The following is a 26,736-nucleotide window of genomic DNA, read 5'->3' as shown; positions in this document are numbered from 1 at the left end:
ATATTAGCCAGAATGACTTAGACTTAAAGGCTAACCACCCTATCTGAAGGTGCCATATGGGTCGACTGCTAGCTTCTTGGATTTTTGCCTTAATGTTGTGTATACCCACTATTGGGTTGGTTCAAGCCGCGCCTACTACTTGCAGCCCCCTGCTTTCTCACACCTTTGCTCGTCTTCAGGACGAGGTCCCACAAAACCTTTGTCAGTACCAAGGGAAAGTAATTTTGGTCGTAAATACGGCTAGTTTTTGTGGATTTACTGGTCAGTATGAGGGTCTCGAAAAAATTTATGCCAAATACAAAGACCAAGGTCTAGTTGTCCTTGGCTTTCCCTCTAACGATTTTGGCCAGCAAGAGCCTGGTAGCAACAAAGAAATTGCAGACTTTTGCGCAAATACTTATGACGTGAAATTCCCCATGTTTGCCAAAAGCTCAGTCACTGGAAGCAAGGCTAATCCCTTCTTCAAAATGTTGATAGCCAAAACAGGCATAACTCCAAAATGGAATTTCTACAAATACTTAATTGATCGCAGCGGTAACGTTGTCGATTCTTATGGCAGCATTACAAAGCCAACGAGTAATAGCATCACCAGTGAAATCGAAAAACTCTTAGCGGAAAAAAACTAGTGAGTAAAAAGCAAATTGCCATTGTTGGGGCGGGTATTTCTGGATTAGGCTGTGCCTATGCCTTAAGACACGATTCAAACTTAGAGGTCACAATCTATGAGGGCGGCGACCATATTGGCGGCCACAGCAATACTGTAGACTTCTGCCTAGATACATCGGAAGGCACAATCACCCATGGCATCGATACCGGCTTCTTGGTTTTTAATCGTAAAACCTATCCTCGCCTACTACGTCTTTTTGAAGAAATTCAAGCCCCAATTGCACCATCAGAAATGTCTTTTTCTGTGTCTATTGATTCCAACAAAAAGTCTAAACAACATCGAAAGATTGAGTGGGCGGGGAATGACATCAACTCATTATTTGGGCAGAGATCAAATTTATTGTCGCCATCTTTCTGGCGGATGGTATTTGACATCCTCCGTTTTAATCGCCTAGCGACCAATCTAGCTCAAAAACAAATGGCATCTGGTCATGAATTCTCAGAGCCAGATGAGTGCATCGCTGATTTTCTGGATCGTAATCGCTTTAGCCAAAGCTTTAGAGAAAACTATTTCCTGCCAATGATTGGCGCCATCTGGTCATGCTCTATTGAGCAAATGCTGGAGTTTCCAATTCAAACTATGGTGCGCTTTTGTCACAATCATGGCCTTTTACAAATCCAAAATAGACCTCAGTGGTTAACCGTACAGGGTGGCTCGCGTGAATACGTGCAGCGGCTAGTCTCCACTCTCACTAAGCGGCATGTCAAATTTGTACGTGAAGCAGTACTGCGTGTAAACGCTAGCACCGATGAACAAGCTCAGGTTGAGGTGATTACCCCCGCTGGCTCAAGGTGGTTTGATGAAGTCATCATGGCCTGTCACAGTGATCAAAGCCTGGAATTAGTTCATGGCCTAAATCAGGAAGCACGGAATATCCTCGCAGCGATTCCATATCAAAAAAATCGCGCTATTCTGCACACCGATGAACGCTTTCTGCCGGAAAATAAACGCTGCTGGGCGGCGTGGAATTACACCGCTAAATCTGGAACATTGCCCACATCAAAGCAACATGTTAGCGTGAACTATCTGATTAATCGCCTACAGCCATTGCCCAGCGCATTAATGGATACTCATATTATCGTGAGTCTAAATCCATCGACTGAGCCAGACCCTAAATTAGTTCATGCTGAGATTCATTACTCTCATCCTGTCTTTGATATGCAAGCGATTCAGGCACAAAAAGCATTGCCACTGATACAAGGCCTATCTTCCATTTGGTACTGCGGGGCCTGGACTGGTTTTGGCTTTCATGAAGATGGACTCAGATCAGGCGAGCTTGTAGCAGCCGATTTGATAGAAAACATTCGTGGCCGAATCAAAATTAATCCATTACAAGACACCCAGTAGATGAATCAGCCGACGATCAACTTTGGACTAGTAAAACATCGTCGTTTGCGCCCGGCTAAGAATGCTTTTGGTTATGGTGTTTTTACCATCTCCATTCCAATGCGAAGCCGAAAGCAGCAGGTCAACTTACTCAGTCAACATGGCTTAGGAGATAACTCATCTCGATTATTTGCTTTTTTTGATCGAGATCATGGCGTAGGCGAGGCAGATAGTCTGGCCTGGATTGAAAATATTCTGCATGAAAATCAGATTCCTAATGTTGATGGTGAAATTTGGTTACAAACCTTCCCAAGAGTCTTGGGCTATGTATTTAACCCAGTCAGCTTTTGGATATGTACACGCGCAAACGGTCAAGTACAGGCAGTATTGGCAGAGGTCAACAACACCTTTGGGGAGCGCCATTGTTACCTGCTTCACAAGGAATCGGGTGAAGTTCTGATATCAGGAGAAACCTTGAGCAGTAAAAAAGTTTTTCATGTTTCACCATTCTGCGAGGTTCGTGGTGAATACCATTTCCGCTTTTTGTTTCCCCAAGACAGCGCCTCTAAGCGCCATTCGGTCTGTCGCATTGAATTACATGAAGATGGCACACCACTCATTAATACCAGTATTAGTGGACTTAGCCAAGCACTTGCTCAATCAACTTTATATCTCGCTTTTCTACGCTATCCACTAATGAGCTTGGGCGTGATATTTCGCATCCACTGGCAAGCCTTGAAATTATGGTCAAAAGGCGTGCCCTTTCATCCGAAACCAAAACCACCAGAATTTGAAGTCAGCAGATGAACCGTCCAGGCCAAACCCTACTCTCTAGATTAAGTTTCTCGCGCACGCAGATACATAAGGGCCAATCTAAAGATCGCAATCTAAGTGCCGATACTCTGCTTAAGCTCTTATCCAAATTACAGAGTGGCTTTTTAAGACTGACGCTACCAAATGGGGAATTAAAAGAGTTCGGCAATTACCAAGACAGCCTGCACGCTGAAATTCATATTTTAGATTGGTCAGTATTTAAGCAAGTACTTTCTCATGGTGATATTGGCTTTGCAGAAAGCTATATACGCGGTCAATGGAATACTTCCGACCTCAAAGCCATTCTCGAGCTAGCCATTCGTAATAGAACTATTTTAGAAAAAGCTATATACGGCAAGTGGTATGGCTCCCTCATTTATCGCCTGAAGCATTGGTTAAGGGATAACTCCAAATCCGGTAGCCGTAAAAATATCCACGCCCACTATGACTTAGGTAATGCGTTCTACACCCTTTGGCTAGATCCAAGCATGAGCTATTCAAGCGCCTGGTTTTGCGAAGGCGCACAGCAATCACTTGCTGACGCACAAAGAGCCAAAATCAACCGTATCTTGCAAGCAATTCATAGCAAGCCCGGTGATCATCTTTTAGAAATTGGCTGTGGTTGGGGTGGCTTTATGGAAGAAGCCTTGCGCGCAGGCAGCACAGTAACCGGCTTGACTCTGTCAACCGAACAACAATCTTTTGCCCAACACCGCCTAGAGAAAGTTCAGCAAGAAACCTCCTACAAAAATACATTTGAAGTGCGGCTACAAGACTACCGTGACAGCAAAGAGCAATTTGATGGTATTGCCTCAATCGAAATGTTTGAAGCTGTTGGTGAAAAACATTGGGCTGAATACTTTCAAACGATTGCCGCGCGCCTTAAACGTGGGGGCAAAGCCTGCATCCAGACAATTGTGATTGCTGAAGAGTTATTTGAGCGCTATCGCCATAACACTGACTTTATCCAACAATATGTTTTTCCTGGCGGGATGTTGCCGTCACGGACTAGCTTTAGGGCTTATGCAGAGCGTGCTGGGCTTAATGTTGAAACGGAGTTTGCTTTTGGTCATGATTACTCAAGAACACTTTGTCTATGGCGAGACAGCTTCAACCAAAAACTTCATGAAATTTCACAACTGGGGTTTGATGAAGCCTTTATTCGCCTCTGGAATTTCTATTTAATGTATTGTGCCGCAGGATTTTCTGAACGTAATATTGATGTCGTGCAATTTACACTCAGCCATCAAATCACTACAACATCTAGCGATGCACTAAGCGCATGAAGCAAAAAGGAATACATCATTTTTCTGGAAAGTGCGTTTGGGTCATCGGCGCATCCAGTGGTATCGGCCAAGCCTGCGCAACAGCCCTTTTTGCCGCAGGGGCCAAAGTTGCCATCTCTGGTAGACGCGCCGAGCAATTAAAACAATTGGCTAATAACGCACCTGGAGAGCGAGTATTAACACTGCCCGTTGATGTCACCAATGCATCTCAAATCACTCAAGCCCATCAACAGATTTTGGAGTGCTGGGGTAAGCTAGACCTACTGCTATTTGTTTCCGGCATGTATGCACCTATGCGAGCAAACGAGCTTGATATGACGCTCGTTGAGAAGACTATTAACACCAATCTACTGGGTCCTATGCGAGCGGTCGCCGCAGTCTTACCTGCAATGCTAAAAAAACATGAAGGTCATATTGCCATTGTGGGGAGCGTAGCCGGTTACAGTGGCCTTCCCAAAGCACTAGCCTATGGACCAAGCAAGGCTGGGATTATCAACTTCTGTGAAACCCTATATTACGACCTACTTCCTCAGGGTGTAAGCGTCCATATGATTTCCCCGGGCTTTGTCGCAACTGAAGCTACTGCGCAGAATGATTTTGAAATGCCAGCCCTAATGACTCCTGAACAGGCAGCTAAAGAGATATTGCAAGGCATCAAAGATGGTGAATTTGATATTCACTTCCCAAAAAGGTTTTCAGGATTCTTAAAACTACTCAGAATCCTACCTTATCCACTTTACTTTTGGATCGTGCGCCGTTTCGTCAAAATTTAAGTGGCACAAGCCAGCAGTTAGTTACTTGTACTTATCCTTGCGGATTTTATCCTCCAGATAGTCCATTACAGCAATCGCTTTGGCTTTTGTGCCTGCAATGGATGGCGATGTCACATAACGACCCTGCATCACCACTGTTGGCACTCCATCAATACGGTATGCCTCGGTCAACTGCTTGGCTGCGCGCGCTTTAGAGACGACAGCAAATGAACGATAGGTTGCCAAAAAAGTGTTGCGATCAATGCCCTGAGATGCCGCCCAATCTGCAATCTCTTGCTCTGTCAATAAACGCTTATTCTCTTTATGCATGGCGTACATCACCTTTTCATTCAGAGCCTCTCCCTTACCCAGCGACTCGAGCGCATAGAACAATTGGCTGTGTGGCAAAAAGTCATCACGGAATGCAACCGGCACTCTGCGAAATACTACATCTTTGGGTTGACGCTTTACCCAAGCACTTAGCTCCGGCTCAAAGTCATAGCAATGTGGGCAGCCATACCAAAAGAACTCAATGACCTCTACCTTGCCCTTGGTTTCTACGGGCTGGGCCATTGGCAAAATCCGATAATCGAATCCCTCCTCGATCTTAGCGACTTGAGCCCCGGCGACACCGCTAAGACAGAGAAAGGCAAATAAAGTAAAGAGTCGTTTTTGTATTGAGATCATGATTTGCTGGATTTAATAAGGGTTGGTTTGCTTCCCATGCTACTTAATTTATCGCGCACTGGATTACTTTCTTCGACGCTATTGAAAGGGCCGACCCGAACACGCCAAATAGCGTTGCCGTCGACTGTCGCTTCACTGAGCTGAGACTGAATTCCCTGCATCGCTAAATTAGCTTTTTGGGCATCCGCGTCAGGGCGCTTTGGAAAGGCGCCCACTTGCAAGAAATAAATAGCTTCTGATTTAACGGTAGGCGTAGCTGGCTCGGCAGGTTTTTTGCCATTAGCCACATCAGCAATTGGGTCTGGGGCTGGGACTGCGGGAGTTTTTCCCTGCAGAGGTCTATTGAGATCAGGCTGCTCTACTGGCGCCGCAGATTCTCCCTCAGCGGGAGTAGCTGCAGGCTTAATGGTTAAAGGCAAGTTTGGCGCTCGTAAACCAGGCCGCTCTTGGGGTGTATTTTTGGAAAGATAAAAGGCAATGACCAACGCCACCCCTAAGCCGACACCAAGGCCAAGAATAAAACCCAGAATCGTTCCGCCGTACTCGGTATTTTGCTTAATGCTATCCATTTGTTGATTCGGTTTTTTCATCATTTCCTCATCTTACATTCTTACTTGGTGGCCGATACTTTACATCTTGGTTGGCGCTGATACTCCCAATACTTTTAGACCATTTTCAAGCACCTGTCGGGTTGCTGACAAAAGCGCTAGCCGAGCTAGCTTTAAAGCCTCATCATCTACCAAAACACGATCTGCGTTGTAGAAGGTATGGAAATCTCCCGCCAAAGACCGCAAATAGAATGCCAATGCATGGGGTGCTAAATCAGCTGCTGCATCGGTTAACACTTCGGGATACTCTGCCAGACGTCTTAATAAATGATCGGCCGCCTTACTCTGCAAGAGTGACAGATCGGCGGACTTTAAATCAGAAACTTGTCCACCCCATTGCTGCAAAATGGAACAAATGCGTGCATACGCATATTGAACATAGAACACTGGGTTCTCGTCATTTTGCTGCAAGGCTAAATCAATATCGAATACAAACTCAGTGTCCGCCTTGCGAGAGATTAAGAAAAAGCGTACCGCATCACGACCCCGCTGCAATGCCAACTCTCGTTCTGCTGCTGTCATCTCCAGGGTAACGCCACCGGACCACTCCACCAAATCTCGCACCGTGACATAAGAACCAGCACGCTTAGAAATTTTGACCTCTTCCCCATTGCGCATCACAGTGACCATCTTATGCAACACATAATCTGGATATGTCTTTGGAATATCCCAGCCACGCTTCAGTGCAACGCCCTGCAAGCCTGAGCGAACGCGGGCAATCGTGCCATGATGATCACTTCCTTGCACATTAATTACCTTCGAAAATCCACGCTGCCACTTACTAGCGTGATAGGCCACATCTGGTACAAAATAGGTATAGCTACCATCGGATTTTCTCATGACGCGATCCTTATCATCACCGTCATCGGTTGATCTCAGCCATAAGGCGCCATCTGCCTCATATGTTTTTCCAATGCTTTGTAAATCTTGAATAATTTGCGCAACACTTCCATCGGAGTACAAAGAAGATTCTAAGTAGTAACAGTCAAATTGAACGCCGAAGGTTTTCAAATCGATGTCTTGCTCGTTACGCAAGTAAGTAACTGCAAACTGACGAATTGCTTCGATCTTTTCTAAAGAAGATAAGTCCGCACGATAAGCCGGAGAGGCCTTATACGCAGCAGCAATTTCTGCAATATATTCACCGTTATATGCTTGCTCAGGCCATGCTGTGTCACCTGGCTTCAAACCATTTAAGCGCGCCTCCACAGACAGCGCTAAGTTGGCAATCTGCACACCAGCATCGTTGTAATAAAACTCACGATGCACATTGATGCCTTGTGTTGCAAGTAAATTTGCCAAGGCATCACCAAGCGCAGCTTGACGTCCATGACCCACATGGAGAGGCCCAGTTGGATTTGCGGAGACAAACTCAATCATGGCACTTGCTTTTGAGTTAGCTCCAGAAGCAATCTGTCCAAATTTAGCTCCGACAGTCAGTATCTCCTGAACTACGGTGGTTTTAGCTGCGTTACTTAAGCGGAAATTAATAAACCCAGGACCTGCGATTTCGCAGGAAGCAATGAGCTCATTAAATCCAGACTGCTTTTGCAAGCCGTCCACAAGAGCTTGGGCTAACTCTCGAGGATTTAGTTTCCAGGCCTTTGCGAGCTGCAACGCAATATTGCAGGCAACATCGCCATGGTCAACGGCCTTAGGGCGCTCTAAGCGAGGCGGCGGAGACTCATCTAATCCGCGCTCTTGAGCCAAAACCTGCAAGGCTCCGCTCAGCATCTCAATTAATCGGTTTTTATTGGTTAACAACATAGAACAGTGAGTTTATCAGGTGGTAAGCTATACAAATGATCTATCAATTTCGTTCAAAAGCAGGCCCAGATGTCATCATGCTGGCTGATTTAACCCAGCGAATATTTGATATTTTGGGGCGAACTCTGGAGCCTCGGGGAATTTTGACAGCAGAGCAGCTCCCTGCCCTCATCACATCCCTTGAAACTGCCATCTTGAAAGACCTAGAGGAGCGCTCAAAAAGCAGTGACGGGGATGGCTCTCAGTCGCCCAAACTCGCTGACAGGCTTGGTCAGCGCGCTTACCCTTTCTTAGAACTCATGAAACAGGCTCAAAACAAGGATGAGCCTGTAATGTGGGGTGTTTAATCTAGGGAGCTGGATAGCTGCCGACGAATATCTTCCACAGACGCGCCACGACGTAGTGCCAAATCCTCGACCTGATCTGCAGATACCTTACCCACATTAAAGTAACGTGCATCAGGATGGGCTAAATAGAAGCCGCTCACGCTTGAGGCAGGATTCATTGCCATAGATTCTGTCAGGGTCATCCCAATATCCTCAGAACCCAACACCCGTAGCAAATCGTCCTTAACCTCATGAGCAGGACAGGCTGGATAACCAGGCGCAGGACGAATGCCCCGATATTCCTCATTAATCATTTGATCATTAGTCAAAATCTCATCGGTAGCGTAAGCCCAAAGATCTGTTCTAACACGATGATGCATCAGCTCTGCAAACGCTTCAGCCAAACGATCTGCCAAGGCCTTCAACATAATCGCACTGTAATCATCATGTTTAGCCTGGAACTCAGCAACTTTTTTCTCAACGCCATGTCCCGTCGTTAGCGCAAAACAACCCAAATAATCGGCCACACCAGAATCTTTTGGCGCCACATAATCTGCCAGACAACGATTGGGTCTGCGCGCACCATCTACCACTGGGCGCTCTGACTGTTGACGCAAGTTGTGCCAAACAAACAATGGATGTTGGCGCGCTTCGTCGCTATAGAGCACGATATCATCGCCAACCGCATTGGCTGGATAAAAGGCAACCACTGCATCAGCTTGAAGCCATTGACCTTTAATCAACTTATCCAGTAGGCTTTGGGCATCCTCAAACACCTTGCGCGCTTCAACGCCAACCACTTCATCATCCAAAATTGCCGGGAACTTTCCGGCCAGATCCCAAGTTTGAAAGAAGGGCGTCCAATCAATATATTGAGCGATATCACTTAATGCAAAGTTCTTAAAGACGCGGCGACCAATGAACTTAGGCTTTTCAGGTAAATAAGCAGCCCAGTCAATCAGCTCACGATTCTTGCGCGCTGCCGCTAATGAAATCGTTGGCGCTGCTTTTTTGTTAGCATGCTGTTCACGAATCCGCACATAGTCATCGCGCAAATCTTGAATAAATTTCTTGGCACTCTCATCTGACAATAGACTCGATGCCACCGATACTGAACGAGACGCATCTGGGACATAAACAACTGGCCCATCATAGTGGGGCGCAATCTTAACGGCTGTGTGAACGCGTGAAGTCGTTGCACCTCCGATCATTAATGGTATCTGACGCTCACGGAAATAATCATCTCGTTGCATCTCTTGAGCAACATAGGTCATCTCTTCAAGAGAAGGTGTAATCAAGCCAGACAATCCAACAATATCGGCATTCTCGTCTTTGGCCTTTTGCAAGATCTGGGCGCATGGCACCATAACGCCCATATTTACGACTTCAAAGTTATTACATTGCAACACTACAGTCACAATATTTTTACCAATATCGTGAACATCGCCCTTCACTGTAGCCATCACGATCTTACCCTTAGCCTTTGCTTCGCCACCAGCTGCTACATGCTGACGTTTCTCTTCCTCAATGTAAGGAATCAACAATGCCACTGCTTGCTTCATTACGCGCGCACTCTTAACCACTTGAGGCAAAAACATTTTGCCAGCACCAAACAAATCACCAACCACATTCATGCCGTCCATGAGCGGGCCTTCGATCACTTCGATTGGTCTGCCGCCTGAACCCATAATTTGGGCGCGTAACTCTTCTGTATCTTCTTCAATGAAAGCGGTAATACCATGAACCAGTGCGTGAGTTAAACGTTCGCGAACTGGGGCATCACGCCACACTAAGTTCTCAACTTGCTTAGCGCCACCACCCTTAAATTGATCGGCAATATCTAGTAAGCGCTCAGTAGGGGTTTTGCCCTCTTTTTCCTTGAAACGATTCAGTACAACGTCCTCAACCCGTTCGCGTAACTCTGGATCTAAGTCAGCATAAACGCCCAACTGTCCGGCATTCACAATACCCATATCCATGCCAGCCTGCACCGCGTGATACAAGAAGACCGTATGAATTGCTTCGCGAACGCGGTCATTACCTCGGAATGAGAAACTGACGTTCGATACGCCGCCACTTACTTTTGCACCAGGCAGATTCTCTTTAATCCAGCGTGTGGCATTAATAAAATCTACCGCATAGTTGTCGTGCTCTTCAATGCCAGTGGCAATTGCAAAGATATTTGGATCAAAGATAATATCTTCAGCCGGAAAGCCGATTTCATTTACTAGAATTTCATAACAACGCTGACAAATTTCCGTCTTACGCTTGAAAGTATCGGCCTGACCAACTTCATCAAAGGCCATGACAACGCTAGCTGCACCATAGCGACGAATTAAACGCGCCTGCTTTCTAAATGAGTCCTCACCCTCTTTTAATGAAATAGAGTTCACAATCGGCTTGCCTTGGATGCATTTTAAACCGGCCTCGATCACGCTCCACTTAGAGGAGTCAATCATGATGGGCACGCGTGCAATATCTGGCTCTGAGGCAATCAGATTTAAGAAACGTATCATCGCAGCTTCGGAGTCCAACATGGCTTCATCCATGTTGATATCGATGACTTGAGCACCATTCTCAACTTGCTGTCTTGCGACCACGAGCGCTTCGTCAAACTGATTATTCAAAATCATGCGCGAAAATGCTTTTGAGCCTGTCACATTAGTGCGTTCGCCAATGTTCACAAAGCCAACATCAGCGGTTACATTAAAGGGCTCCAAGCCTGATAGTTTCATGGCAGGCATACGCTGCTTCTCAACTTTTCTATTTTCCGAATTACTCATACCGCAACCTCCGTACCTTCGCGGTAGAAAGCTCGTGGCTTACGCTTGGCAACTACATTCGCTATCGCACGAATATGGTCTGGAGTGGTGCCACAACAACCGCCAACCAAATTCACTAAGCCGTCTTTTGCAAAACCATCAACTAAGCTTGAAGTAATTTCAGGGGTCTCGTCAAAACCAGTATCGCTCATCGGGTTTGGCAAGCCAGCGTTTGGATAACAAGAAACAGCAGCATCGCAGATACGAGAAAGCTCAGCAATATATGGACGCATCAGGGCAGCACCTAATGCGCAATTTAAGCCAAACGTAAGCGGTTTAATATGGCGCAAACTATTCCAAAATGCCTCAACAGTTTGCCCTGAAAGAATCCGTCCGGAAGCATCTGTTACCGTGCCTGAAATCATTACTGGCAAGCGCTCACCCGTCTCCTCAAAAAATTCATCTAACGCAAACAGCGCTGCTTTAGCATTTAAAGTATCAAAAATAGTCTCTACAAGAAATAAATCAACGCCGCCCTCGAAGAGCCCTTCAATCTGCTCGCGGTAAGAAGCCCGCAAGACATCGAAGGTAACATTACGTGCACCTGGATCATTTACATCGGGAGAGATGCTTGCAGTCTTCGGCGTTGGTCCAATAGCGCCGGCTGCAAACCGAGGCTTGTCAGGAGTGCTGTATTTAACACAGGCTGCACGCGCTAGCTGCGCCGAGATGACATTCATCTCACGCGCCAAACTCGCCATTTTGTAATCCTCCTGGGCAACAGAAGTGGCGCCAAAAGTATTTGTCTCAATAATGTCTGCGCCGGCATCCAAATACTGCTCATGAATCTTGCTGATGATCTTAGGCTGAGTCAGTACAAGTAATTCATTGTTGCCTTTGACATCACTCGCATGATCAGCAAAACGAGTAATGCCTGGCAGACCACGATAGTCTGCCTCAGACAGCTTGTGCTGCTGGATCATTGTGCCCATAGCGCCATCCAAAATCAGAATGCGCTGCTTTAAAAGCTCGGGGAGGCCTTGACCACGCGTATAGGGCTGGGATATACCATTAGATTGCATTACTTAACCGGGATTAATCTCTAGAATCCCTTATTCTATTGGTAAAGCCACCTTTTTATCTAACCTGGGGTATATATGTTCGGAGCAATGCCAGAATTCAATCAAAGCCTTGAAATGCTTAAAACAATGTGGGGTCAAAGCGCCACCGGCCAAATACCAGGTCAATTCCCCTTCACCGCTGATAGTGCTAAGGCTGCCGGTGGCTTTGGCGCCGCTTTCCCAGGTCTGGATGTGGACGAGCTTGAAAAGCGCATTAAAGACCTCAAGAGTGTAGAAAACTGGCTGAACCTGAATCTTAATATTCTGAAATCGACTATTCAGGGGCTTGAAGTACAGCATGCCACCATGATGGCGCTTAAATCGTTTGGTGATGCCGTTTCAGCAGCAGGGGCGGCAGCTACCAGTTCAAGCGAGGCTGCCAGCACCAAGAGCAACCCTAAACCACGGAAAACCGCAACACGCCGTCGTCGCAAAGCTGGCGACTCAACTTACCTCGACGAAGTAGGTAATTCAGATGAGCAATAGCCTCGCCCATTGCAAAAGTCATCTGGTGAATATCTAATTCGCGCTTAAACAAAACCGGCACAATCTCTCTAGCGTGTGCCGGTTTTTGACAGGCGCCAAGAGTGTCCGCCAAACGCTCATCGTGGTGCGTCTTGAGTTGTCCAATCCGCGGCTTCATGCCAGTGAACGGCTTGCCATGAGATGGTAGTACTAGGGTCTCATCCGGTAGTGGCAAGTATCTATCCAAAGAACTTAAGTACAAGCCCAGTGGGTCTGCATCTGGGTCAGCATCGTAGACGCTGACATTTGTTGAGATGCGGGGCAACAACATATCCCCAGAAATTAATACTCCGAGGGCCTTACAAAATAATGAAGCATGCTCTGGCGCATGGCCATAACCCATGATGACTTGCCAAGCATGACCGCCAATCAAAATAATCTCACCGTCAATAATGCGACGATATTGACGCGGCACTCCGGGAACCATATCGCTGTAGTAATTGGCGCGCCCCCGAATTTTTTCTAAATCCTCAGGTGTACTCAAACCATGTTTTTGAAAATGATCTGCTGAACCGCCACCGCCAACCAGCACACCTACTGCTGCGCCACCCTCTTTATGACTTAGCCACTGGGCTGTTAAATAGTCCGTCATAGAAATCCATAAAGGCACTTTCCAGCGCTCGCATAGCCATTTAGAAAGGCCCACATGATCAGGATGCATATGAGTCACAAGCACTCGTAATACTGGGAGCCCTTGAAGCTGTGTGGCAAATATCTGCTCCCACGATGCGCGCGTTTCATCACTGGAGATGCCGCAATCCACAATCGTCCAACCCTGAACCCCATCAAGCTCATCTCGTAAAAGCCATAAATTAATATGATCTAAAGCAAAGGGCAGTCGCATTCTGAGCCAATACACTCCCGGAGCAACCTCAAGGGTGCTACCGCTATCTGGCAGCGCCTCCCCGAATGGATAATGAATGGCATCATTACTACTTATTTGATTTTTTGTATTCATACTGGATATTTATTTTTCTATTTCTAGGTTTGCTTTGACAACAATTCCATCGCCCTGCGTTAATTGGTGTGACATCAACCCAGAGAACGGCTATTGCCGCGGCTGTTACCGCACCTTAGCTGAAATCGCAGATTGGTCAGAACTCTCAGATCCCGAAAAACTTAAGATTCGCGAGCAACTTGCCGCACGCAAACCGAAACAAGCCCGATGAGACGCACCCCCTTGTCACAAAGGCTTACTTATTCACATCGACGACAAGACGTCCGCGTACGTTGCCAGCCATTAGTTCAGCCGCGTACTTAATCGACTCTTCCAAGCTAATCTCATGAGAGATTTCATCTAGAGTTTTAACATCAATTAATTTACTCAGCTGTTCATAGGCAGCAATCCGCTTTGCACGGGGCACGGTCACGCTATTTACCCCATACAAAGTTACGCCACGCAAAATAAAGGGGGCGACAGTCGATGGAAAATCCATGCCTTGTGCAAGACCGCATGCTGCTACGGCACCATCACTTTTTGTTTGGGCACACGCATTCGCCAGGGTATGACTACCAACACTGTCGACCACTGCCGCCCAGCGTTCTTTAGCCAGGGGTTTGCCTGGTGCCGATAATCCAGCGCGCTCAATTACCTCCGCCGCGCCCAATTTCTTTAAATAGTCCGCCTCAGCCATGCGCCCTGTACTGGCCACCACCTTAAAGCCAAGCTTATTTAAAAGGGTAATTGCAAAACTGCCAACCCCTCCGGCAGCCCCGGTAACCAAGACTTCGCCATCACTTGGCTTTAAACCATGCCGCTGCAAAGCCATTACGCAAAGCATAGCGGTATACCCAGCCGTGCCTATTGCTAGGGCCTGCTTGGCTGTAAAGCCCTTGGGCAACGGAATCAGCCAATCCGCCTTAACACGAGCCATCTGGGCCAAGCCACCCCAATGCCCCTCTCCAACACCCCAACCATTTAGCAGCACCATATCCCCAGCCTTAAAATCAGGGCTCGCGCTTTCAACAACCTCGCCGGCAAAATCAATTCCAGGAACCATTGGGAAGCTCCGTACTACAGGGCCCTTGCCTGTAATAGCTAAGCCGTCCTTGTAATTTAGGGTGGAATAGAGAACTTTAACCTTCACTTCGCCTTCTGGAAGGCTGGCCTCATCAACCTGGGTCAACTGAGCCCGATAACCCTGATCATCCTTATTTACCAAAATGGCTTTAAACATATATCTTCCTTTTTAAGCAGAGCAATTCTCCACAACAATTCCCTAAAGGGTTTATCCTAACGAGCATTATTGATTATGGAGGTTTCCATGAAAAAAATTCTACTATTAACGGCATTTTCTGGCTCACTGCTCTCTGGTTGCTATTCAACCCAGATCAACATGTCTATGGGCAATATGCGCCTCATTAACTCCAGCGCCAATCCTCAAACAGTCATGGACTTTGCGACCAAGGCTTGCAAGGGTGACTTCTATGAAGGGGCCAGCTTTCTCTCAAAAGCAGGTAGCGAATATCGCTTCAAATGCGTAAAAGCTCAAGAGAATGAAGTATTAATTCCGATCCCAGGTACAAGTATTGAGCCTGAGAAAAAGACTGACGACAAATAAGTCACCCACTGATGACCCCATTTACCTCGCAAGAACTCCGCCATGGATTTGCTTCTTTTGCCACAGGGGTCACAGTCATTACTTGCTTAGATCCTGATGGCCATCCCCATGGCATTACGATCAGCTCATTTAATACTGTTTCACTAGAGCCACCGCTCATTCTTTGGAGCCTGAATAAACACTCTCGTCTGATGCCCTATTTTGAAATAGGGCACAGACAACTGATTCACGTACTAGAACGCTCTCAAGAAGACTTGGCAATGCACTTTGCCAAGGTAAAAGAAAAGCAATTTGACAACATCTCGCACCAAACCATTGGCAGCGGGCTTGAGCAGATTAATGACTGTGTTGCCTACTACGAATGCGAAACCGTCTCTGTGCACACTGGCGGGGATCACAACATCATCGTAGCTAAAGTTTTAAACTTAAAAAATTACCCCGAACGCAAGCCACTTATTTTTGCACGCAGCAAGTTTCTCGGGCTAGATTTAACTGAACTTCAAGCGGTTTAATTTTTCTCAGATAACAAAGAAGGAAATACTGTGATGCGTTTATGGGGTAGAAAAAGCTCAATCAATGTACAAAAAGTACTGTGGTGTCTTGACGAGTTAGGGCTCGAGGAAGGCAAGGACTATGAGCGCATTGATGCCGGTCTTCAATTCGGTCTTAATCGCACTCCTGAGTTTTTGACGCTCAATCCGAATGGCCTGGTACCAACCTTAGAGGATGACGGCATTACCCTCTGGGAATCCAATACCATCATGCGCTACTTGGCACGGCAGCACGATAAACGACAACGTTTTCCAGCTGATATTGCTAGTCAGTATGGCTCTGAAAAATGGCTTGATTGGCAACTGGGCACAATGTGGCCTGTACTACGAACCCCTTTCTTGGGATTGACTCGCGTACCCGAAGCTGAACGTAAATATGATGCAATTCATAAAGCCTATCAAGAGGCCAATCAATTACTGAGCCTATTAGATCAAACCCTAGCCACTCACAAATACTGCTCTGGGAATCAATTTCATATTGGCGATATTGCATTAGCACTATGCGTTGGACGCTGGATTCTCCTACACGAAGCATTCCCTGAAAAAACTGGTCCACGTGCTGACCTCAAAAATATCGATGCCTGGTTAAAACGCCTAGAATCCGAAACCAAATATAGCGCGGTCGCAGAAAAAAAACTAAATATTATTAAATAGTTTGGGGCTAATAAGCCATCTCCATTAGCTTGGCATAATAAAAAGGGTGAACATTAGTTCACCCTTTTTTAATGCAATCGTTGCAGCCTACTTACTGTTGATTAAATTTCTTCTCATGGTGGTCAGCGCCAATGAAGAGATACATTGCAGGAACCACAAATAAAGTAAACAGCGTACCAATCGATAATCCAGTAAAGATCACAATACCCATTGATTGGCGTCCAGCAGCGCCAGCACCCGAAGCAATCACTAGCGGAACCACGCCCAATACCATCGCTGCTGTAGTCATCAAAATTGGTCTTAGACGTACACTACATGCCTCAATAATTGCCTCGAGCTTGCTACGTCCAGCTAGTTGCAACTCATTGGCAAACTCTACAATCAAAATCCCGTGCTTACTAATCAGACCCATGAGCGTTACTAAGCCAACCTGCGTGTAAACATTCAGAGTTGTGAACCCTAGATTAATGAAGATCAATGCGCCAAACAAAGCCAGTGGTACAGAAACTAGAATCACAATCGGATCGCGGAAACTTTCAAATTGAGCAGCCAGTACGAGGAATACGATCAAAATTGCAAAGAACATGGTCACCAAAAATCCGCCGGACTCCGCCATAAATTGACGAGATGGCCCAGCATAATCAATGCTGTAGCCGTTGGGCGCAACCTCTTGCAAGGTTTGGCGCATGTACTCCAATAGATCAGCCTGAGAAATAAACGGCGTACTAACCCCAGAAATCGTTGCTGAATTTAGTTGTTGAAAGTGATTAATTGATTCCGGAACAACCTTTTGCTTGATCGACGCAATCGTGCGCGCCTGAATCATCGCACCACTTGGAGTGCGGATATAGTAATCCAAAATCTGATCGGGATTTAAACGATCAACCTGTTTAACTTGTGGAATAACCTTGTAGGATCGTCCAGACACTGAGAAGTAATTGACATAGCCACCACCCAGTGCTGCAGATAAGGCTGCGCCAACTTGTTGCTGAGTCATGCCTAGTGCAGCTACCTTTTCCCGATCAATGACTAAGGTATCTTGAGGCTTATCGATCTTAAGATCGGTATCAACAAAGAAAAAATTTCCACTACGGCGTGCCTTATCCAGCACCGCCTGAGAAACTTCATTTAACTGATCATAAGGCTCGGTTGTTGTAATAACGACCTGAACAGGCAAGCCCTGTGCACCAGGTAGCGCAGGAAATTGAAACGCTGCCACTCGCGCGCCAGCAATTGTGTTCCACTTATTCTGCATATCCTGCTGGAGCTGGGTAGCGGTACGACTACGCTGGTCCCAGTCCTTTAATAAAATACCCCCAAAGCTGGTATTAGGGCTAGTGATCTGGAAGGCCTGTTCATACTCGGGCTCAGCGCTGGCAATTTGAAAGATCTGATCGGCATAGGTTTGCATCTGGGTAACAGTACTGTTGGCTGGACCATAAGCCTGCATCAGCACAATCCCCTGATCTTCAGTAGGCGCCAACTCTGCGCGAGATGTAGCATACAAGTAAGCTACTCCACCAAGCAATAGAACACCCATCACAATAATGACTTGCCAGGTCGAGAGCAGATTACGCAAGGTGCTTTGATATCCGTGATGTACTTTTTCAAAGACACGATCAATCTTTTCAACAAAAGGAGATGCTTCTTGTGCCTCGGTAAAAATCCGAGAACACATCATTGGTGAAAGTGTCAGGGCAATCAAGCCCGATACCGCAACAGCGCTAGCCAAAGTAAAAGCAAATTCAGTAAAGAGTGCCCCCGTTAAGCCACCTTGGAACCCGATTGGAATGTACACCGCAATTAACACCACGGTCATTGCCAAGATGGGGCCGCCTAACTCACGAGCTGCGATCAAAGATGCCTCTAATGGAGATTTACCTTCTTTCATATGGCGATCGACGTTCTCAACGACAATAATCGCATCATCGACTACCAACCCAATGGCCAGTACCAATGCGAGCAAAGTCAGTAAATTGATCGAGTAGCCTAAAATTTGCATTAGAAAAAATGTGCCAATCAAGGAGAGAGGCATTGCAATTACAGGTATGGCTACTGCACGATAACTGCCCAAGAAAAGATAAATTACTACCGTAACAATGCATAAAGCCTCAAGCAGAGTCTTAATCACTTCGCTGATTGAGGTGGTAATAAATTGAGTGGAATCGTAAACAATCTTGCCTGTTAAACCGACCGGTAGTTGTTTCTGAATACCTGGCAAAACCGTTCTAACTCGCTCGGCGACATCTAATAAGTTAGCCTGGGGAGCAACCTTAATACCAATAAACACGGATTGCTTTCCACTAAATGCAACATTAGTGGTGTAGTCCTCAGATCCTAATGTAACGGTAGCGACTTGATCTAAATAAACGATGTTCACGCCATCGCTCTTAACCACTAATTTACGAAAACCATCTAGCGAATGAAGGTCGGTACCGGCAACTAAGTCGACTGATACCATATCCCCTTTGGTGCTTCCAACCGCTGATAAATAATTATTCGCAGCCAATGCGTTGTAGACGTCATCAGCTCCAACACCCAAGCCAGCCATTCTCTCGCGATCAAGCCAAGCACGTAATGCAAATTTTCTACCACCAATAATTTCCGCAGTTTGGACGCCATCAATAGAATCGAACTTAGGTTTTACAACCCGCAATAAGTAATCGGTAGTAGCGTTATTTTGAATTTCATCGCTATAGAATCCCATGTACATAGCATCAGTCGATTGACCAACTTGTACAGTCAATACTGGTTGTTGGGCTTGTGGCGGAAGCTGATTCTTTACTGCGCTAATTTGGGTCTGAATCTGAGTTAATGCAGCATTGGAGTCATAATTCAACTTCAGAGTAGCAATAATCGTCGATGTCCCACTGACGCTGGTAGATGAAAGGTAATCGATCCCCTGTGCTTGGGCTACCGAGGCTTCTAGTGGTTGTGTAATAAAACCGGCAATCGTTTCCGGATCTGCGCCATAGTAGGAAGTTGTAATCGTGACAATTGCATTTTGGGTTTGAGGATATTGATTTACTGGCAAGGAACCAATGGCCTTCAAACCAAATACCAGTACAAGTGCGCTCACTACCAGTGATAACACTGGCTTACGAATAAATATGTCAGTCCAGTTCATCTACTGATCATTCCTGTGGCTTAGGATCGGGTAAATTTGTTGGCTGTACTTTATTGTTAATAATAAGCGGCGTACCATTCTTTAGCTTCAATTGGCCACTAGTCACCACAGTTGCACCCTCGTCAACTCCTTTAAGAATCGATACTTGATCCCCTCGGGTTTGGCCGGTAGTAACAAACACCTGCTGAGCCTCTAGGGCAGGCTTGCCTTGCTTATCTTTTTTGCCGGTAGGCTTGGCAATAAATATAGTAGAGCCATAAGGGTTATAGGTGATAGCCGTTTGCGGCAAGGTCAATAGCTTTACCTCTTCACCGATATTGATATTCACATTAGCAAACATGCCCGGCAAAATCTTTTTATCAGGATTGGCCACTTGGGCTTCTATTTGAATATTGCGAGTATTGCTATCCACCTTTGGGCTGACAGCTGTAATCTTGCCCGTAAAGCTAGTGCCTTTAAATGCATCTGTTGTAACGACAATTTCCTGGCCCACCTGAATTTGTTCAGCATTACTTTGTGGCAAATTAAAATCCACAAAAATAGGGTCTAAGGTTTGTAATGTCAGCAACTTGTCGCCAGGATTAACATACTGACCCGGATTGATGGCCACAATACCAACGCGTCCACTAAATGGCGCCTTTAAATTCTTCTTTGCTACCAAGGCAATTTGCGCCTCTACTTGCGCTTGCTTAGATTTGGCATCTGCCTTGCTGGTGTCGTAGACGTTCTTACTAATCGCCTGGATAGCTAATTGCTGTTTATCACGCTCATTGAGTACTTTAGCCAACTCTGCCAGCGCCTTAAGAGAATTTAGCTGAGCAACATCAGAGGCATCATTTAATTTAATGAGTAAGTCACCCTCTTTTACATCTATGCCAGACTTTACGGGAACGGTTTGCACCAAGCCGCCAATTTCAGTACTAAGATCAACCCCTCTAAAAGCACGCACGTTCCCAACGCTTGATAATTTAAGTTGCCATGGCTCGGAAGTAATCGCCATCGTTGATACGGCCGCAGGAGGCAATCCTGCGGCTGAAATAAAATGTTTAATCATGAAGGTCTTGAATTGATTAAAAGCGAAAATCAATCCAAGCAATAGAAACACTCCACAAAGCATGATGATCATGCGACGCTGTAGGGGCTCCATGGCCATCAGCTTTTCATGCGCCTTTGTACTGCGCCACTTTTGACCAATACGAGCCCAAAGTGCTTTTATTTTCCCCCAGAAGGAAACACCCTTCTCACGCAGCTTCCACTCTTCCGCTTTAGCTAGCGTCCAAGCCCAGAAGCTAACAGCGAGGGCCACAACCTTGGTCTTAATTGTTTCCAGAAGTTTCATTTTGATCTTTGTTTGCTATGTCTTTTGGTTGAAAGGCTGGACCAGCTCGATTCCACCAACCCCCGCCTAATGCTGCAAATAAAGCTGCTGTGTCAGCAAAGCGCGTGGCCTGAGCAGAAATAGATTTCACTTTTGCCTGTTGATATTGATTTTGATAGTACAAAACCGAAAGATAACTAGCCGTTCCAAACTTATATTGTTGTTCAACTAAGTTCAAGGTTTCGTAGGCATAACGCTCAGCATCAGAGGCAGACCTTAATACTTGAGCTCCCGTCTCTAGGGCCCGCAGTGCATTAGCCACATCTTGAAATGCAGTTAATACTGTTGCTTGATATTGATAAACTGCTTGCTCATAATTTGCAATTGCACCACGACGTTGAGCCAAGAGCTGGCCGCCCTGGAATAAAGGCTGAAAGACCCCACCGGCAACTGACCATAAGGCAGCGCCGGGCCCAAATAAGGCGCCGGTAGTTAATGCTTCAGAGCCGATAGCGCCAGTCAAATTGATCTGCGGCAACAGATTAGCTGTTGCTACGCCAATCAAGGCATTCGTTGATTTCAGCTGAGCCTCTGCGGCCCTCACATCGGGACGCTGGCGCACTAAACTCGAAGGAATGGAAAGTGGTAGCTTTTCAGGAAGATGCAAATTACTTAAATCAAAATTAGCAATCTTTGCATTACTTGGCAATTCCCCGATATACACCGCCAATTGATTACGCGCAAAATCAAGATTACGTTGGTAGTTAAAAAGATCTACCTGCGATGTGGATACCAAAGCCTGTTGAGAAGTGACATCCACCTTAGAAACTGTACCAATAAGGAGCTGCTTTTCAGTTACTTCAGCAAGATTAGTCTGTGCTTTCAATATCTCGCCAGTGGCCTTTACCTGCGCATGTAGTGCCGCCTCCTGAATTGCCGCCGTCACAATATTGGTTGTAAGAGAAAGATAGGCACCTTCAAGCTGAAACTGCTGAAACTCAGCTTGTGCGCGAGCGCTTTCAACTGTTCGACGCGCACCCCCAAAAACATCCAAACGGTAGTTCACATTTACTGAGGTGTTGTAGAGGTTATAGATGCTGCTGCCATTGCCTGGCAAGCCAAAGGCTGCGCTAGGCACTTGTTGCCTACCCGCACTTCCACCTAGACCAATAGCAGGGAAATACTGTCCGCCAATTTGCGCATTCACATTTTCCTGGGCAGCACGCAATGCAGCATCTGCGGCACCTAAGTTTGGATTCTGCTGCAATGCTTTCTTGATCAGCAAGTCGAGCTCAGGGGATTTATAAAGCTCCCACCATCCAGCTTCAATATCAGCGCCCTCTACAAATTCTTGCTCGGTTCCGCCAGGTACGCCCGGTGCAGTGGTCAGGTTTTTGGCTAAAGTAGTTTCAGTATAAGAAGCAGTCTTAGGTGCCTCAGGCTGCTTGAAATCTGGCCCAACCGCGCATGCGGAGAGACAGGCCGCAATAACCAATGCAAACCAGCGAGATTTTGATAGGGCATTTTGGAGAAACATGAATTGCAAAAAATATCCTCTTGTACAAGAGTTATTTGAACACAAAATTAGGCAAGGGGTTTCGTAAAGCCCTGATTTATCTACCTAAATTTGTGCATAACTTCTTTAGGAAGTCAACTTCAAATAGTGGACTTACTCTACCGTCACACTCTTAGCCAAGTTTCTTGGCTTATCTACGTCGGTGCCTCTAGCGCAAGCAGTGTGATACGCCAAGAGCTGCAACGGCACTACATGCAAGATAGGGGAGAGGTTGCCATAATGCTCTGGCAAACGAATCACGCTAATACCCTCACTACTGACTATCTCAGTATCTTGATCAGCAAAGACATAAAGCTTGCCGCCACGCGCCTTCACTTCCTGCATATTGGATTTTAGTTTTTCCAATAACGCGTCATTTGGGGCAATAGTGACCACCGGCATTTTATCCGTCACCAATGCAAGTGGGCCATGCTTTAATTCACCAGCAGGATAGGCCTCCGCATGAATATAGGAGATCTCTTTGAGCTTGAGAGCACCCTCTAGCGCGATGGGGTAATGCAGGCCACGCCCCAAGAACAGGGCATTTTCACATTTAGAAAACGCTTCGCTCCATGCCATGATCTGTGGCTCTAAGGCTAGAACTGCATGAAGTGCTTTAGGTAGGTGGCGTAACTCTCGCAATAACTCTTTTTCTTTTTCGACAGAAATCCTATCTGCGCGCTTAGCGATAGATACTGCCAATAGGTAAAGGGCAAGTAACTGAGTGGTGAATGCCTTAGTGGAGGCGACCCCTATCTCGGTGCCGGCTTTTGTCAAGAAATGCCACTGAGTTTCACGCACCATAGCGCTGCTTGCAACATTGCAAATGGCCAAGGTGAAACGATGTCCCAAGCTCTTGGCATGACGCAAGGCCGCCAAGGTATCTGCAGTTTCGCCCGACTGGGAAACTACGACGATGAGTGTCTTAGGATTTGAAATGGTGTTGCGATAACGATATTCGCTGGCAATTTCAACCTGCGTTGGGATGCCAGCAATATCTTCTAGCCAATATTTAGCAACACAAGCAGAGTAATAACTAGTCCCACAAGCCAAAATTAAAATTTGGTCGAATGATTTCCATTCTTCAGGATTTGCACCAAAAAGCTCTGGTCCAAATGCTGCAATATTTGCAAGGGTATCGCCAATCGCCCTAGGCTGCTCAAAGATTTCTTTTTGCATGTAGTGCTGATAAGGTCCAAGATCTACTGCCTCAGATTGTGTGGGCATAGACTTACTCTCACGCTGCACAATCTTGCCTGATTGATCAACAACCTGCACTCCATCAGCATTAAGAATGGCGACATCACCCTCCTCTAAATACATCATGGCATGGGCTCTACCTGCCAAGGCGAGAGCATCGGAGGCCAAGAAATTTTCTTGATCGCCAAGCGCTACTACCAGAGGTGAGCCCACGCGTGCACCAACCAATACCTCGGGGCTATCTTGAGAGATCACTCCAATGGCATAAGCGCCATGTAGCCTTGGTAAGACAGCCCTCACTGAGGCCGCTAAATCTTTTTGGTCGTGCGCAATATATTGCTGATGAACTAAATGCGCAATCACTTCCGTATCAGTCTCGGAGGCAAACACATAACCAGCCGCTTTTAATTCGGTGCGCAGTGTTTCATAGTTCTCAATAATGCCGTTGTGAACAACTGCAATTAAGTTATTAGAGATATGCGGGTGCGCATTTTGGGTATCAGGCTTGCCATGAGTCGCCCAGCGGGTGTGGGCAATACCAAGTGTTCCATAGAAATCTTTACCTTGCGCAGCTAGTTCTGCAACACGCGCTGTGGTACGAGCTCTTTCAATAGGATGCTTATCATCAGCGCCATTGATTACCGCAAAACCACAAGAATCATAGCCGCGATATTCAAGGCGACGTAAGCCCTCAACCAACACATCAACAATGTTTCTGTGCGAGACAGCGCCAACGATGCCGCACATTATTTTTTACCCTTTACAGATTTCTTGACTACGGCTTTCTTAGTCACCGTGTTTTTTACTGCCACTTTTTTTTCTTGTTTCTCAGGGCGTTGCCACGGTAAAGAAATTTGCTTGGCTCTAGAAACCGTCAATTGATTCGGTGGAGCATCTTTAGTCAGCGTCGTTCCAGCACCCAAAGTTGCTCCGCGACCAACCCGCACAGGCGCTACCAACTGAGTGTCAGAGCCAATAAAGACATCGTCTTCAATAATAGTTTGATGCTTATTGACACCATCGTAATTACAGGTAATTGTGCCAGCGCCAATATTGACCCTAGCTCCCACAATGGAATCCCCAACATACGCCAAGTGGTTGGCTTTGCTATTAGCGGCTATCTTGCTGTTCTTGACTTCAACAAAGTTACCAATGTGTACATCATTCGCTAAATCAGCGCCTGGGCGTAAGCGCGCATAGGGACCAATCAAAGAATTATTGCCAACCTTTGCACCCTCAATATGACTAAATGCATTAATGGAAACACCTTTACCAATCACGCTATTGCGAATGACACAGTAAGGACCAACCTTGGTTCCAGCCGCTAAAGTCACGCAACCTTCAAAAACACAACCCACATCAATAAAAACATCCGTGCCGCACTCCAGCGTACCGCGTACATCAATCCGGGCAGGATCAGCCAGGGATACACCAGCATCCATCAGTTGATTAGCAATATTGAGCTGATGAGTGCGCTCCAAGCTAGCAAGTTGATCGCGACTATTAACGCCGATAGTTTCAAATTCATTATCTGCCTGCGTTGTACGAATAGGCACGCCAGCCTTAACAGCCATCGCAATCACATCGGTTAGGTAATACTCGCCTTGAGAATTGCTGGAACTTAATGCCTTCAGCCATTTCTTCAATGCACTCGTTGGTAATACCATGATGCCGGTATTAATTTCTTTGATAGCTTTCTGTATAGGGGACGCATCCTTTTCCTCCACAATCGCTTGCACCAAACCATCAGCATCCCGAATGATGCGACCATAGCCGCTAGGGTTAGCGAGATCTTGTGTCAGCAAAGCCAATGCAGAATCTTGACCACGTACTCCATCAGCTAACTTGGCTAGCTTCGCTAAGGTCTTTTTGCTAGTGAGGGGCACGTCGCCATAAAGGACTAAGGTCGGCTCTTGTGCATCCAACTTCGGTAAGGCCTGCAATAAAGCATGGCCCGTTCCCTTTTGCTCTGCCTGCAATGCTGTCGTTACCCTACTAAATCCAGGGCCCTCCTTGCTGGCATGCGCTAAAAATTCTTTGACGTCAGCAGCGCCATGCCCAACAACAACAATCGGACCTGTTTTAGCCTGCTTGCCCTGCAAAGATAATGCAGTAGTCAGCACATGCTGAAGAAGGGGCTTACCGGCGAGGGTTTGGAGTACCTTTGGCAAGGCGGATTTCATCCGCTTTCCTTGCCCAGCAGCCAAAATGACAATGTTCATAAGGTGGAATTATAAATCCCTTGAATCATAGTCCCGCAAGCTAATTCATCTAATTGAGCCTCATCAATTGCCTTATCCCCAGATGATCTGGCGGCGATGCCGGATAACTCGGTGGAGACCTCTAAATTCTGGAAATCAAAAGCCTCACCATCCATCAAATGAGACGGCACGATGTGATGCATAGAACGGAAGAGGTTTTCAACGCGACCCGGGTGTTTCTTTTCCCATTCACGCAACATTTCCTTCATGGCGCCACGTTGCAAATTAGGCTGACTGCTACACAAATCGCAGGGGATGATTGGGAAATTCATATCAGCAGCATAGCGCTCAAGTAGTTTTTCTGGCACATAAGCCAAAGGGCGAATGACGATATGTTTACCATCATCAGAGCGCAACTTCGGTGGCATACCTTTCAGCTTGCCAGCAAAGAACATATTCAACAGGAGCGTCTCTAGGATGTCATCGCGGTGATGACCTAAGGCAATCTTGGTTGCTCCTAGCTCATCCGCAACTCGATACAAAATGCCACGACGCAAACGCGAACACAATCCACAAGTCGTTTTACCTTCTGGAATGACGCGCTTAACAATACTGTAAGTATCTTGGTTTTCAATATGAAATTGCACGCCCAAGTTTTTCAAATAGTTAGGCAAAATTTCTGCAGGGAAGTTTGGCTGTTTTTGATCTAAGTTAACGGCTACTATCTCAAAATTGATTGGGGCACGTTCGCGCAACTTCAGCAGAATATCAAGCATGGCATAGCTATCTTTTCCACCTGATACGCAGACCATCACTTTGTCACCATCCTCGATCATGCCAAAGTCGCCAATTGCTTGACCAACCAATCGACATAATTTCTTTTCGAGCTTATTTTCTTCGAAGACAGTTTTACGAATATCACTCATAGG

At 46.3% G+C, this 26,736-nt stretch carries 24 protein-coding genes; 11 read left to right on the top strand and 13 right to left on the bottom strand.

Annotation, left to right across the window (positions count from 1 at the left end):
* Positions 1 to 92 precede the first annotated feature (92 nt).
* Genes ICN46_RS00640 through ICN46_RS00620 form a run of 5 tightly spaced genes read left to right on the top strand, consistent with a single transcriptional unit; the run spans position 93 to position 4,865 of the window.
* A complete protein-coding gene (locus ICN46_RS00640; RefSeq protein WP_255538694.1) occupies positions 93 to 626 on the top strand; it encodes a glutathione peroxidase in 534 nt (177 codons plus the stop codon).
* Complete coding sequence (locus ICN46_RS00635; RefSeq protein WP_216203474.1) at positions 626 to 2,014, top strand: NAD(P)/FAD-dependent oxidoreductase; 1,389 nt, start codon at positions 626 to 628, stop codon at positions 2,012 to 2,014. Before ICN46_RS00640 ends, ICN46_RS00635 begins: the two co-directional genes overlap by 1 nt.
* Positions 2,015 to 2,800, top strand: a complete 786-nt coding sequence (locus tag ICN46_RS00630) for a DUF1365 domain-containing protein (RefSeq protein WP_216203471.1) — start codon at positions 2,015 to 2,017, stop codon at positions 2,798 to 2,800.
* Positions 2,797 to 4,092, top strand: a complete 1,296-nt coding sequence (locus ICN46_RS00625) for an SAM-dependent methyltransferase (protein WP_216203469.1) — start codon at positions 2,797 to 2,799, stop codon at positions 4,090 to 4,092. Before ICN46_RS00630 ends, ICN46_RS00625 begins: the two co-directional genes overlap by 4 nt.
* The gene (locus ICN46_RS00620; protein ID WP_216203467.1) at positions 4,089 to 4,865 is read left to right on the top strand and encodes an SDR family NAD(P)-dependent oxidoreductase; all 777 of its coding nucleotides are present in this window, start codon (positions 4,089 to 4,091) and stop codon (positions 4,863 to 4,865) included. Before ICN46_RS00625 ends, ICN46_RS00620 begins: the two co-directional genes overlap by 4 nt.
* Before the next feature lie 21 nt (positions 4,866 to 4,886).
* Here ICN46_RS00620 and ICN46_RS00615 read toward each other — a convergent pair whose 3' ends face one another.
* The 3 genes from ICN46_RS00615 to argS are packed head-to-tail and all read right to left on the bottom strand — an operon-like array spanning position 4,887 to position 7,906.
* The gene (locus ICN46_RS00615; protein ID WP_216203465.1) at positions 4,887 to 5,531 is read right to left on the bottom strand and encodes a thiol:disulfide interchange protein DsbA/DsbL; all 645 of its coding nucleotides are present in this window, start codon (positions 5,529 to 5,531) and stop codon (positions 4,887 to 4,889) included.
* On the bottom strand, positions 5,528 to 6,121 hold the full coding sequence (locus tag ICN46_RS00610; RefSeq protein ID WP_255538674.1) for an SPOR domain-containing protein: 594 nt from the start codon (positions 6,119 to 6,121) through the stop codon (positions 5,528 to 5,530). Before ICN46_RS00610 ends, ICN46_RS00615 begins: the two co-directional genes overlap by 4 nt.
* A gap of 39 nt (positions 6,122 to 6,160) precedes the next feature.
* Positions 6,161 to 7,906 (bottom strand): arginine--tRNA ligase, encoded by a 1,746-nt coding sequence (argS, locus tag ICN46_RS00605; RefSeq protein WP_216203462.1) that lies wholly within the window; start codon positions 7,904 to 7,906, stop codon positions 6,161 to 6,163.
* Positions 7,907 to 7,941: 35 nt separating this feature from the next.
* On the opposite strand from argS, the gene ICN46_RS00600 reads away from it, so the two are divergent.
* The gene (locus tag ICN46_RS00600) at positions 7,942 to 8,253 is read left to right on the top strand and encodes a DUF1840 domain-containing protein (RefSeq protein WP_216203460.1); all 312 of its coding nucleotides are present in this window, start codon (positions 7,942 to 7,944) and stop codon (positions 8,251 to 8,253) included.
* Here the strand turns inward: ICN46_RS00600 and metH are convergent.
* Both metH and ICN46_RS00590 read right to left on the bottom strand, forming a co-directional pair.
* Positions 8,250 to 11,015: a methionine synthase gene (metH, locus tag ICN46_RS00595; protein ID WP_216203458.1), complete on the bottom strand. Its 2,766-nt coding sequence runs from the start codon at positions 11,013 to 11,015 to the stop codon at positions 8,250 to 8,252. The two genes, ICN46_RS00600 and metH, sit on opposite strands and share 4 nt — an antisense overlap.
* The gene (locus ICN46_RS00590; protein WP_216203456.1) at positions 11,012 to 12,076 is read right to left on the bottom strand and encodes a homocysteine S-methyltransferase family protein; all 1,065 of its coding nucleotides are present in this window, start codon (positions 12,074 to 12,076) and stop codon (positions 11,012 to 11,014) included. The genes metH and ICN46_RS00590 overlap by 4 nt, the downstream gene beginning before the upstream one ends.
* 75 nt (positions 12,077 to 12,151) lie before the next feature.
* On the opposite strand from ICN46_RS00590, the gene ICN46_RS00585 reads away from it, so the two are divergent.
* On the top strand, positions 12,152 to 12,601 hold the full coding sequence (locus ICN46_RS00585) for a PhaM family polyhydroxyalkanoate granule multifunctional regulatory protein (RefSeq protein WP_216203455.1): 450 nt from the start codon (positions 12,152 to 12,154) through the stop codon (positions 12,599 to 12,601).
* Here ICN46_RS00585 and ICN46_RS00580 read toward each other — a convergent pair.
* A complete protein-coding gene (locus ICN46_RS00580; RefSeq protein ID WP_216203453.1) occupies positions 12,513 to 13,598 on the bottom strand; it encodes an MBL fold metallo-hydrolase in 1,086 nt (361 codons plus the stop codon). The genes ICN46_RS00585 and ICN46_RS00580 overlap by 89 nt on opposite strands.
* A 34-nt stretch (positions 13,599 to 13,632) precedes the next feature.
* Between ICN46_RS00580 and ICN46_RS00575 the strand changes: the two genes are divergently transcribed.
* Positions 13,633 to 13,809 (top strand): DUF1289 domain-containing protein, encoded by a 177-nt coding sequence (locus ICN46_RS00575; RefSeq protein WP_216203451.1) that lies wholly within the window; start codon positions 13,633 to 13,635, stop codon positions 13,807 to 13,809.
* 24 nt (positions 13,810 to 13,833) lie between these two features.
* Here the strand turns inward: ICN46_RS00575 and acuI are convergent, their stop codons facing one another.
* Positions 13,834 to 14,817, bottom strand: a complete 984-nt coding sequence (gene acuI / locus ICN46_RS00570) for an acrylyl-CoA reductase (NADPH) (RefSeq protein WP_216203449.1) — start codon at positions 14,815 to 14,817, stop codon at positions 13,834 to 13,836.
* A gap of 87 nt (positions 14,818 to 14,904) precedes the next feature.
* Between acuI and ICN46_RS00565 the strand changes: the two genes are divergently transcribed.
* Genes ICN46_RS00565 through ICN46_RS00555 form a run of 3 tightly spaced genes read left to right on the top strand, consistent with a single transcriptional unit; the run spans position 14,905 to position 16,406 of the window.
* Entirely contained in the window at positions 14,905 to 15,201 is a 297-nt protein-coding gene (locus ICN46_RS00565) for a hypothetical protein (protein WP_216203447.1), read from the top strand.
* Positions 15,202 to 15,212: 11 nt separating this feature from the next.
* The gene (locus tag ICN46_RS00560) at positions 15,213 to 15,713 is read left to right on the top strand and encodes a flavin reductase family protein (RefSeq protein WP_216203445.1); all 501 of its coding nucleotides are present in this window, start codon (positions 15,213 to 15,215) and stop codon (positions 15,711 to 15,713) included.
* Between the two features lie 33 nt (positions 15,714 to 15,746).
* Positions 15,747 to 16,406, top strand: coding sequence for a glutathione S-transferase family protein (locus ICN46_RS00555; protein ID WP_216203974.1), 660 nt, complete (start codon positions 15,747 to 15,749; stop codon positions 16,404 to 16,406).
* A gap of 91 nt (positions 16,407 to 16,497) precedes the next feature.
* Here ICN46_RS00555 and ICN46_RS00550 read toward each other — a convergent pair whose 3' ends face one another.
* The 6 genes from ICN46_RS00550 to ttcA all read right to left on the bottom strand — a co-directional run bounded on the left by ICN46_RS00550 (position 16,498) and on the right by ttcA (position 26,733).
* Positions 16,498 to 19,533: an efflux RND transporter permease subunit gene (locus ICN46_RS00550; RefSeq protein WP_216203444.1), complete on the bottom strand. Its 3,036-nt coding sequence runs from the start codon at positions 19,531 to 19,533 to the stop codon at positions 16,498 to 16,500.
* Between the two features lie 7 nt (positions 19,534 to 19,540).
* Positions 19,541 to 20,680, bottom strand: a complete 1,140-nt coding sequence (locus ICN46_RS00545; RefSeq protein WP_216203972.1) for an efflux RND transporter periplasmic adaptor subunit — start codon at positions 20,678 to 20,680, stop codon at positions 19,541 to 19,543.
* Between the two features lie 169 nt (positions 20,681 to 20,849).
* Positions 20,850 to 22,388: an efflux transporter outer membrane subunit gene (locus ICN46_RS00540; protein WP_216203442.1), complete on the bottom strand. Its 1,539-nt coding sequence runs from the start codon at positions 22,386 to 22,388 to the stop codon at positions 20,850 to 20,852.
* A gap of 132 nt (positions 22,389 to 22,520) precedes the next feature.
* The gene (gene glmS / locus ICN46_RS00535; protein WP_216203440.1) at positions 22,521 to 24,353 is read right to left on the bottom strand and encodes a glutamine--fructose-6-phosphate transaminase (isomerizing); all 1,833 of its coding nucleotides are present in this window, start codon (positions 24,351 to 24,353) and stop codon (positions 22,521 to 22,523) included.
* Positions 24,353 to 25,828, bottom strand: coding sequence for a bifunctional UDP-N-acetylglucosamine diphosphorylase/glucosamine-1-phosphate N-acetyltransferase GlmU (gene glmU, locus ICN46_RS00530; RefSeq protein ID WP_216203439.1), 1,476 nt, complete (start codon positions 25,826 to 25,828; stop codon positions 24,353 to 24,355). Before glmU ends, glmS begins: the two co-directional genes overlap by 1 nt.
* Positions 25,825 to 26,733, bottom strand: a complete 909-nt coding sequence (gene ttcA / locus ICN46_RS00525) for a tRNA 2-thiocytidine(32) synthetase TtcA (protein WP_216203437.1) — start codon at positions 26,731 to 26,733, stop codon at positions 25,825 to 25,827. The genes glmU and ttcA overlap by 4 nt, the downstream gene beginning before the upstream one ends.
* Positions 26,734 to 26,736: the final 3 nt, after the last annotated feature.

This window comes from Polynucleobacter sp. Latsch14-2 (assembly GCF_018881925.1).
Classification (GTDB): Bacteria; Pseudomonadota; Gammaproteobacteria; order Burkholderiales; family Burkholderiaceae; genus Polynucleobacter.
The sequence above is the reverse complement of the archived record's forward strand: the minus strand, read 5'-3'. Positions and strand labels throughout refer to the sequence as shown.

Excerpts from the sequence above, each read along its gene's own strand:
- ICN46_RS00640 (WP_255538694.1), top strand. The coding sequence starts at position 93 with ATGTTGTGTATACCCACTATTGGGTTGGTTCAAGCCGCGCCTACTACT.
- ICN46_RS00630 (WP_216203471.1), top strand. The coding sequence starts at position 2,015 with ATGAATCAGCCGACGATCAACTTTGGACTAGTAAAACATCGTCGTTTG.
- ICN46_RS00625 (WP_216203469.1), top strand. The coding sequence starts at position 2,797 with ATGAACCGTCCAGGCCAAACCCTACTCTCTAGATTAAGTTTCTCGCGC.
- ICN46_RS00620 (WP_216203467.1), top strand. The coding sequence starts at position 4,089 with ATGAAGCAAAAAGGAATACATCATTTTTCTGGAAAGTGCGTTTGGGTC.
- ICN46_RS00615 (WP_216203465.1), bottom strand. The coding sequence starts at position 5,531 with ATGATCTCAATACAAAAACGACTCTTTACTTTATTTGCCTTTCTCTGT.
- ICN46_RS00610 (WP_255538674.1), bottom strand. The coding sequence starts at position 6,121 with ATGAAAAAACCGAATCAACAAATGGATAGCATTAAGCAAAATACCGAG.
- argS (WP_216203462.1), bottom strand. The coding sequence starts at position 7,906 with ATGTTGTTAACCAATAAAAACCGATTAATTGAGATGCTGAGCGGAGCC.
- ICN46_RS00600 (WP_216203460.1), top strand. The coding sequence starts at position 7,942 with ATGATCTATCAATTTCGTTCAAAAGCAGGCCCAGATGTCATCATGCTG.
- metH (WP_216203458.1), bottom strand. The coding sequence starts at position 11,015 with ATGAGTAATTCGGAAAATAGAAAAGTTGAGAAGCAGCGTATGCCTGCC.
- ICN46_RS00590 (WP_216203456.1), bottom strand. The coding sequence starts at position 12,076 with ATGCAATCTAATGGTATATCCCAGCCCTATACGCGTGGTCAAGGCCTC.
- ICN46_RS00585 (WP_216203455.1), top strand. The coding sequence starts at position 12,152 with ATGTTCGGAGCAATGCCAGAATTCAATCAAAGCCTTGAAATGCTTAAA.
- ICN46_RS00580 (WP_216203453.1), bottom strand. The coding sequence starts at position 13,598 with ATGAATACAAAAAATCAAATAAGTAGTAATGATGCCATTCATTATCCA.
- acuI (WP_216203449.1), bottom strand. The coding sequence starts at position 14,817 with ATGTTTAAAGCCATTTTGGTAAATAAGGATGATCAGGGTTATCGGGCT.
- ICN46_RS00565 (WP_216203447.1), top strand. The coding sequence starts at position 14,905 with ATGAAAAAAATTCTACTATTAACGGCATTTTCTGGCTCACTGCTCTCT.
- ICN46_RS00560 (WP_216203445.1), top strand. The coding sequence starts at position 15,213 with ATGACCCCATTTACCTCGCAAGAACTCCGCCATGGATTTGCTTCTTTT.
- ICN46_RS00555 (WP_216203974.1), top strand. The coding sequence starts at position 15,747 with ATGCGTTTATGGGGTAGAAAAAGCTCAATCAATGTACAAAAAGTACTG.
- ICN46_RS00550 (WP_216203444.1), bottom strand. The coding sequence starts at position 19,533 with ATGAACTGGACTGACATATTTATTCGTAAGCCAGTGTTATCACTGGTA.
- ICN46_RS00545 (WP_216203972.1), bottom strand. The coding sequence starts at position 20,680 with ATGGAGCCCCTACAGCGTCGCATGATCATCATGCTTTGTGGAGTGTTT.
- ICN46_RS00540 (WP_216203442.1), bottom strand. The coding sequence starts at position 22,388 with ATGTTTCTCCAAAATGCCCTATCAAAATCTCGCTGGTTTGCATTGGTT.
- glmS (WP_216203440.1), bottom strand. The coding sequence starts at position 24,353 with ATGTGCGGCATCGTTGGCGCTGTCTCGCACAGAAACATTGTTGATGTG.
- glmU (WP_216203439.1), bottom strand. The coding sequence starts at position 25,828 with ATGAACATTGTCATTTTGGCTGCTGGGCAAGGAAAGCGGATGAAATCC.
- ttcA (WP_216203437.1), bottom strand. The coding sequence starts at position 26,733 with ATGAGTGATATTCGTAAAACTGTCTTCGAAGAAAATAAGCTCGAAAAG.